The sequence below is a fragment of the Bacillus sp. 05T31 genome, from assembly GCF_056396725.1.
Map to the genome: position 1 here is coordinate 1 of NZ_JBFTMA010000466.1, position 4,929 is coordinate 4,929.

Below are 4,929 nucleotides of genomic sequence, written 5' to 3' on the forward strand. Positions count from 1 at the left end.
CTGCACGGCGCAGCAAATCCGCTTCTCCAAGCGAAAATCCAGCTAACTTCGATGCGATTTGCATAATTTGTTCTTGGTATACAATTACGCCGTATGTTCTTTCTAAAATCGGCTTTAAATCCGGATGTAAATATTCAATTCGTCTTTTCCCATGCTTCGATTCAATAAAGGTTGGAATTTGTTCCATCGGTCCTGGTCTGTATAACGAGTTAACAGCGACTATGTCTTCAAATTCATTCGGTTTTAACCCACGAAGTACATTTCGCATACCACCTGATTCAAGCTGGAATACACCTGTTGTATCCCCTCTTCCTAACAATTGAAACGTCTTTTCATCTTGCAGAGGTAAATTTCTTATATCAATTTGTTTCCCAGTTTTTTCAACAATAAACTTTATAATATTTTCAAGTAACGTTAAATTACGTAAGCCTAAAAAGTCCATTTTGAGCAATCCAAGTTCTTCCAATGCATCAGCTGGATATTGCGTAACATAGACATCGTTATGCCCTTCTTGAATCGCTACACTTCCCGTTAACGGTTCTTGGCTCATAATAACGCCAGCTGCATGAATAGACGTATGACGCGGTAATCCCTCTACACGTTTTGCAATTTCAAACACACGCTCATGCAAAAGATTCCCTTGTATAAACTCACGGAGCGATTGCGATTCCTCATATGCATCTCTTAACGTTATACCAAGCTTTGATGGGATAAGTTTTGAAAATATGTCAATATCTCTTGGCAGGAGTCCCATTACACGAGCAATGTCTCTAATTGCGGCTTTCGCTGCAAGAGTTCCGAACGTTACAATTTGAGCAACACGAAGCTGACCATATTTATCTTTCACATATCGAATCATCTCATCACGTCTTATATCTGGAAAATCAATATCAATATCTGGAAGTGTCACACGTTCAGGGTTTAAAAACCTTTCAAATAATAATTCATATTCAATCGGATCAATATCTGTAATTTCCAATACGTAAGAAACGAGTGAACCAGCTGCCGATCCACGGCCTGGCCCAGTTAAAATATGATTTTCATGTGCATATTTCATAAAGTCCCATACGATGAGGAAATAATCGCTAAATCCCATACGAGAAATAACATTTAATTCATGATCCAAACGTCTTATATGCGCTTCTTTCGGCGTACCATAACGTTTCTGCAAGCCTTCTTCACAAACACGGCGCAAATACGTATCATTCGTCTCGTTAGATGGAACAGGAAATTTCGGTAATTGATTTACATGGAAAGGAATTTCTACTTGGCAACGTTCCGCGATTGTTATTGTATTTTGAACCGCTTCCTCAGCATGAGAAAATAGTGCTCCCATTTCATCCGATGACTTTAAATAATACTGATCCGTTTTCATTCTCGGTCTATCTGGATCAGTCATTTTCGTTCCGCCTTCAACAGATAATAAACATTCATGAACAAGTGCGTCACTTTGATTAATATAGCGAACATCATTTGTTGCAACGACTGGAACGTTTACCTTATTAATAAATTCAGGCAGTTTTTCTTGTAAAAGCAGTTCATCTTGAATTGCATGATGCTGCAAACTTATATAAAAATTGCTGAACATATTTTGATACGTATGAGCTACTTCTTCAGCCTGACTCTCTTTGTCTGCTTTATAAAACGGAATAACTCCATACATAACATTTTCATCTGTAATGGCCAGCGATGAAAATCCAAGCTCTTTCGCCCGAATGACAAGCTCATCAATTTTACAAGCGCTTTTTAATAAACTAAAAACGGTTTGACATTGTAAATGCACAAACTTCACTGTTGTACCCTCTCTTTACCTATGTGACTACTTTTATTATAGGTGATGAGGAAAGCGGAAATCAAAACATACTTCTCATACTTTGTCCATATATATGAAGAAGAAAGGGGAATGACGATGGATGTAAGAGAACATACTTTTTTCTCTCTGCTTATTATTAGTTATTTTATTGCCTTTGGAGTTATACTTGGCGGTTCATTAATTGGCGGATTTGGTGCATTTCTCATCGGAAAACCAACTCTAACTTATATTAATCAATTCGCCCAAAATTTAAGAATTTGGGCACTCGTTGCAGCAATTGGCGGAACGTTCGATACCTTTTATAGCTTTGAAAGAAGCTTCTTTGGCGGAGATATGAAAGATATCGTAAAACAAATTCTCCTTATTTTTTTTGCAACTGGCGGTATGCAAACTGGTCTTATTATTATTAAATGGCTTACACAGGAACATGTATGAGAGTACCCAGCGCCAATACAGCCAAAAGGTGGTATTTAGTTTTAGCTGGTGCTGCTGTTGGAGGAGTGTTGAGCTGGTTTGTTTTTTTGTACATATACGGTGTTTTTCAAGAAGAACAAACTAGTAAAATAGCAGAACAAAAAGAAATTATCGAAAAACAAGAAGCAAAACTCCACGTCCTTCTCGAAGACCAAGAGAAATTGAACACAGAAAATAAACGGCTCTTAACAATTCAAGAAATCAAAATAAAAATTATAAATCGAAAAAAATATGATTTAGACAATCTTACACTTGAAAACATGACCACTTCTATCCATAATGATCTCCAGCATCTTTTAACGAAAAACATTCAAAGCATCGCAAAAAATAAAGACCTGCTCAAAAAAGTCATCGAAAATAAAACGTACAAACATTACGATCGTATATACCGCTTTAAAGTAGACACAGTCTCTTTTGATACCGTACTTGAAATTAGTATTGATATAGAGAAAGAAAAATAAAAAAGGAGGGCTTCAGCGCCTCTCCTTCTCTTTCATTCAACATACAACTTCTTATTTACACAGCTCACGTAAATCAGCAAACAGGCGATCTGCTTCTTCCCAAGAAGATGCTTTTGCACCAGAAGCCATCGGATGTCCTCCGCCATTATATTGCATTGCTAACTTATTAATAACTGGTCCTTTTGAACGAAGACGAACACGAATAACATCCTCTTCCTCTAAAAATAGAACCCATGCCTTTAATCCATCAATATTACCAAGTGCTCCGACAACACCAGATGCTTCAGTAGAAAGTACATCAAACTCTTCTAGTACCTCTTTCGTTAATTTAATGTACGCTGCGCCTTCTTCTACCATCGTGAAGTTTTGTAAAATATAACCGTTTAAACGAGCGATTTTTTCTTTTGTCTTATACATTTCATTGTATAAATCCGTAAATTTAACATCCATTTCAACAAGCTCACTTACGTAACGAAGTGTTTTCGCTGTTGTATTCGGGAATAAGAAACGACCTGTATCTCCAACAATACCCGCTAAAATAAGGCGAGCTGCTTCCTTTGAAATCGTTAATCCTTTATCTTTTCCATAACTGTAAAATTCATAAATCATTTCACTTGTAGAACTTGCTGTCGTATCCACCCATGTAATATCTCCGTACGGGTCTTCATTCGGATGATGATCAATTTTAATTAACATCTTTCCTTTTGCATAACGCTGATCACAAACACGCTCTTGGTTCGCTGTATCACAAACGATAACAAGTGCATCTTCATATACACTATCTTCAATATCATCCATTACTCGTAAAAACGATAAAGAAGGCTCGTTGTACCCAACCATATAAATATTTTTCTCTGGAAACGATTCTTGCAGAATTGTACCAAGTCCGCACTGTGAACCTAACGCATCTGGATCCGGACGTACATGACGATGAATAATAATTGTATCAAACTCTTTAATTGCTCCTAAAATTTGCTCATGCATATGTATAATCTCCTTTTTATTCAACTTCTTCATTTTATCCCGCATTAACGTGTAGTAAGACTCCTACCTCAAAAGTATTAAAAACAATGGAGCAAAATTAATTTGGAGCCTGGATGCACGTAAAAGCCCGATTGGTGAGGGCTAATAATTAGTACGTGGGATCTCCCCACGCTAATTAAAGTTTCACTTTATCCCTCATTATAACGGAAAACATTTCATACATGCGAACAATTGCTTTATAATAAAAGTTAGAAAGTTTAGATTTTTCTTTTTTCTAAATTGTTATTTTTATACCAATCGATGGGAGCGTGTATTATGCCAATATTCGTCTTTTGTATTATCATCTCATTTGTGTTGTACCTCTTCTACAAAACAAAGTTCWTTCGTACAAACCGTCCAATGGAGAAAGGTTGGCTCTCAGGAAAATCCGCAATGGCACTCGGCTTATTCGTCCTATTCTTTGGGATAAACCAATTCTTTTTAGAACTTTCAACTGCACGCATTATCGTTGGTGTTTTGTTTATTTTACTTGGCAGCGCGAGTACATTTAATGGATTCCGCCAATATAAACATTTTCTACCATTAGCAGTCAAAGAAGCCGAATCTTATAAAACAACGTAAAAAAGCATCAACACTGTGATGCTTTTTTACGTCCCTTCACTTTCAAAATCATATATGCAACAAACGCAGATGGTATATTAAAGGGATTACCTTGCACGTGAAAATGTAATTGTTCTTCTCCAAAAGACATCTGTTTGTATAGTTCTTGCTGAGATAATCCTGTTCGTTTCTTTTTTTCATTTAATCCTTGTAAATATAAGTATTGAATTGGTATCATCACAAGGAAATAAAAGAGTGCGATACCACCAAAAAAGAGTAATTCTGATGACATATTGCATCCCCCTTCCGACATCCATTATCTTACAATCTAATTATATCATAGTATACACTCTAAACAAATCAATATTCTGTTTTTTCTAATTATACAATCATCTCTCCTTATATATATTTCCCGCTAAAACTCTTCCACATCTTTAGCAACAGCTTCAAAACCCAATAAAGTGAAACTTTAATCAGTGGGGGTTTTGTCCATCCCCCACTGATTATTAGCCTTCACCAATCGGGCTTTTACGGGCAGTTATCTCCCACCTAACTTCCTCGCATTCGCCGAATTTTGAGGTGGGAGTCTTACTGCCC

6 protein-coding genes are annotated in these 4,929 nt (G+C 36.6%); 3 read left to right on the plus strand and 3 right to left on the minus strand.

The window, feature by feature from the left end; genetic code table 11:
• A partial coding sequence (gene dnaE / locus AC1DJR_RS21985) for a DNA polymerase III subunit alpha (RefSeq protein WP_477003493.1) occupies window positions 1-1,792 on the minus strand: 1,792 nt, incomplete at its 3' end.
• Window positions 1,793-1,834: 42 nt separating this feature from the next.
• Between dnaE and AC1DJR_RS21990 the strand changes: the two genes are divergently transcribed.
• Entirely contained in the window at window positions 1,835-2,248 is a 414-nt protein-coding gene (locus AC1DJR_RS21990) for a YtrH family sporulation protein (RefSeq protein ID WP_002015507.1), read from the plus strand.
• Complete coding sequence (gene ytrI / locus AC1DJR_RS21995; protein WP_002088948.1) at window positions 2,245-2,748, plus strand: sporulation membrane protein YtrI; 504 nt, start codon at window positions 2,245-2,247, stop codon at window positions 2,746-2,748. The genes AC1DJR_RS21990 and ytrI overlap by 4 nt, the downstream gene beginning before the upstream one ends.
• A 51-nt stretch (window positions 2,749-2,799) precedes the next feature.
• On the opposite strand, the gene AC1DJR_RS22000 is transcribed toward ytrI, so the two are convergent.
• A complete protein-coding gene (locus tag AC1DJR_RS22000) occupies window positions 2,800-3,732 on the minus strand; it encodes a DHH family phosphoesterase (RefSeq protein WP_429688047.1) in 933 nt (310 codons plus the stop codon).
• Between the two features lie 315 nt (window positions 3,733-4,047).
• Between AC1DJR_RS22000 and AC1DJR_RS22005 the strand changes: the two genes are divergently transcribed.
• Window positions 4,048-4,353: a YtpI family protein gene (locus AC1DJR_RS22005; RefSeq protein WP_477003494.1), complete on the plus strand. Its 306-nt coding sequence runs from the start codon at window positions 4,048-4,050 to the stop codon at window positions 4,351-4,353.
• 7 nt (window positions 4,354-4,360) lie between these two features.
• Here AC1DJR_RS22005 and AC1DJR_RS22010 read toward each other — a convergent pair whose 3' ends face one another.
• Window positions 4,361-4,624 carry a DUF3949 domain-containing protein gene (locus tag AC1DJR_RS22010; RefSeq protein WP_002034294.1) on the minus strand — a complete coding sequence of 88 codons (264 nt, stop codon included), beginning with the start codon at window positions 4,622-4,624 and terminating at the stop codon, window positions 4,361-4,363.
• Window positions 4,625-4,929 lie beyond the last annotated feature (305 nt).

Coding starts and splice junctions, on each gene's coding strand:
- ytrI (WP_002088948.1), top strand. CDS start 2,245: ATGAGAGTACCCAGCGCCAATACAGCCAAAAGGTGGTATTTAGTTTTA.
- AC1DJR_RS22000 (WP_429688047.1), bottom strand. CDS start 3,732: ATGCATGAGCAAATTTTAGGAGCAATTAAAGAGTTTGATACAATTATT.
- AC1DJR_RS22010 (WP_002034294.1), bottom strand. CDS start 4,624: ATGTCATCAGAATTACTCTTTTTTGGTGGTATCGCACTCTTTTATTTC.